This window comes from Nostoc sp. UCD121 (genome assembly GCF_014222285.1).
Lineage (GTDB): Bacteria > Cyanobacteriota > Cyanobacteriia > Cyanobacteriales > Nostocaceae > Nostoc.
Map to the genome: position 1 here is coordinate 1 of NZ_JACKZS010000413.1, position 2,571 is coordinate 2,571.

Here is a 2,571-nt window from a genome sequence, read left to right on the forward strand (position 1 = left end):
CCCTACTCCCTCATCTCCCCCTGCTCCCCCTCCCCCATTACCTTGCCTCAGATAGATATTCCTAGCCAATTTGATGTCTTAGTAGTCGGCGCTGGTGCTGCTGGACTATACACAGCGCTGCGTCTACCAGAGTCCTTGCGAGTCGGCTTGATTACCAAAGAAACTGTTGCTTTGTCCGCTAGTGATTGGGCACAAGGTGGTATAGCCGCAGCCGTTTCCCCGGAAGATTCTCCCACGTTACACATTGAAGATACCATCCGGGCAGGTGCAGGTTTGTGCGATCGCACTGCTGTAGAATTTCTCGCCCAACTTGCCCCTAACTGTATTCAATCCCTAGTTGACTTGGGGGTTGCTTTTGATCGTCATGGTCAAGCCTTGGCTTTAACTTTAGAAGCTGCCCATTCTCGCAACCGTGTTCTCCACGCTGCGGACACTACAGGCAGGGAAGTTACAACCACTCTCACCGCCCAAGTATTACGTCGCCCGAATATTCAAATCATTCAGCAAGCTTTAGCTTTGAGTTTGTGGATTGAACCCGAAAGCAATCGCTGTCAGGGAATAAGCCTGTTTTATCAAGGCAAAATCACATGGATTAAAGCTGGTGCTGTGATCTTGGCAACTGGTGGCGGCGGTCAGGTATTTGCCCAAACCACTAACCCAGCTGTGAGTACTGGTGATGGGGTAGCGATCGCATATCGGGCTGGGGCTATCCTCCGCGATTTGGAATTTGTACAATTTCACCCGACCGCCCTGACTAAACCTGGTGCTGATCGCTTTCTGATTAGCGAAGCTGTACGTGGCGAGGGGGCACACCTTGTTGATAATGAAGGGCGGCGTTTTGCCTTTGACTACCACCCGGCGGGTGAACTCGCACCGAGAGATGTCGTTAGCAGAGCAATTTTCAGCCATTTACAACGTACTGCCATTGATTTGGCCACTGTCCATGTGTGGTTGGATATGCGCCCCATCCCTGCCGACAAGATTCGTCACCGCTTTCCCAACATCATCAAAGTTTGTCAGCATTGGGGAATTGATGTTTTCCATGAACCAATTCCTGTAGCGCCTGCTGCCCATTATTGGATGGGTGGGATTGTCGCGGATCTGATGAATCGCACGAATATTAAGAGTTTGTACGCGGTGGGTGAAACTGCTAGTACCGGGGTGCATGGGGCAAATCGCCTTGCCAGTAATTCCCTGCTGGAATGTATTGTCTTTGGGGCCCAGATGAGCCAAATAGAGCTGGAAAATATTGGGTTGCCGTCACAAACACCAGTGTTGCCATCACAGAAATTTAATGTTGATGCTAGTGAGTGGCACAGGCAGCAAGCACAACTAGAAGCGCTCAGAGAGAAGTTACCACGTCTAGTTTGGGAAAGTGCTGGTATTTGTCGGGAGCAATTAAAGTTGGAAACTGCGATCGCTACTGTTGAATCTTGGCAGCAAGATTTCGCTACTTTGCCTTTAAGTCAATTCTTGCTTGCTTTACAACCAACAGAATCAGCTAGTTTTGAGTTCCCAGATGTTGAACGACAATTGCGACTTTGGGCAGAAACCCGCAATTTATTAGATGTGGCTGATTTAATTCTCAAAAGTGCTGCTTTTAGAACCGAGAGCCGAGGTGGACACTACCGTTTAGACTATCCTCAACCAGACCCCAATTGGCAAGTTCACACACTTGTCCAAAGGAATCATTGGTGGAAATCTCCAATATTATCTTGAACATTCTTCTGTCCCGCATTCCTCATCTATGTACTTATGGGCGGACTTAGGGACAGCTCGATTCTAGTAATTTTTTTAATAAACTACCCTTGCTATCTCCCAAAGTAATAAGACTCACTAACCCGGTCGGCGAAAACTTCAGCCGTTCTTTTTGGGATATTTCCAAGGAACAGATGCGGTGTCTAAGACATGAGCCGCTTTACCACAATCTACAATCAAAAATGACCATCAGCGAGTGCCGCTACCATGCTGACTGTCAGGGCCACCATAATTTGGTGGTATATATGTGTCTTTTAGATTTGGAGAATTTACTTTACGGGCGATTAAAGTATTGCTGCTAGTACTAACAACAGTATTAGCACTTGCAGCACCGAATAGACTCGTGGAGGCGGCAACTTTTGGTACTAGCACGTAAGCACTTATACAGAGTATAATAATTTGTGTGAATCGGGAGTTAGTTTTCATTGGTTCCAGTAAATTTACTACTTTTTCATTTCAAACGTATTTTTATTAACTAACGTATATTTACTGATATTTTTGAAAAAATAATATTTGAACTTATTAAATTATTCCCAATACTTTACAAGTAATTGTGGTGTTTACTTGTACGACAACCTTAATTTGCTGGTATTAAATAGTTCCTATACTTAAGTAATATTCTTAATCAGCCATTTTTACATCAGTCTAAAGTTAGATATGTTGATGGATTGCGGTAAGCGTTTTGCTTAATTCACTATTTATTAATAATATCTTAATACTTCTAAGTATTAACACTATGTTTGCCGAATCAAGATTTCAAAAGATATAAAAAAATACTTATTTTCTTGTATAGTTATGTTTTAAATATAGTAA

At 43.9% G+C, this 2,571-nt stretch carries 2 protein-coding genes; one reads left to right on the forward strand and one right to left on the reverse strand.

Going from position 1 to position 2,571, the window contains the following annotated elements; translation table 11 throughout:
• Positions 1-42: 42 nt before the first annotated feature.
• The gene (gene nadB, locus GNF10_RS36375) at positions 43-1,719 is read left to right on the forward strand and encodes an L-aspartate oxidase (RefSeq protein ID WP_185593208.1); all 1,677 of its coding nucleotides are present in this window, start codon (positions 43-45) and stop codon (positions 1,717-1,719) included.
• Between the two features lie 228 nt (positions 1,720-1,947).
• Here the strand turns inward: nadB and GNF10_RS36380 are convergent, their stop codons facing one another.
• Entirely contained in the window at positions 1,948-2,184 is a 237-nt protein-coding gene (locus tag GNF10_RS36380) for a hypothetical protein (RefSeq protein ID WP_185581937.1), read from the reverse strand.
• Positions 2,185-2,571: the final 387 nt, after the last annotated feature.

Bases quoted from the DNA above. Each gene is read 5' to 3' on its own strand.
- GNF10_RS36380 (WP_185581937.1), bottom strand. From the start codon at position 2,184: ATGAAAACTAACTCCCGATTCACACAAATTATTATACTCTGTATAAGT.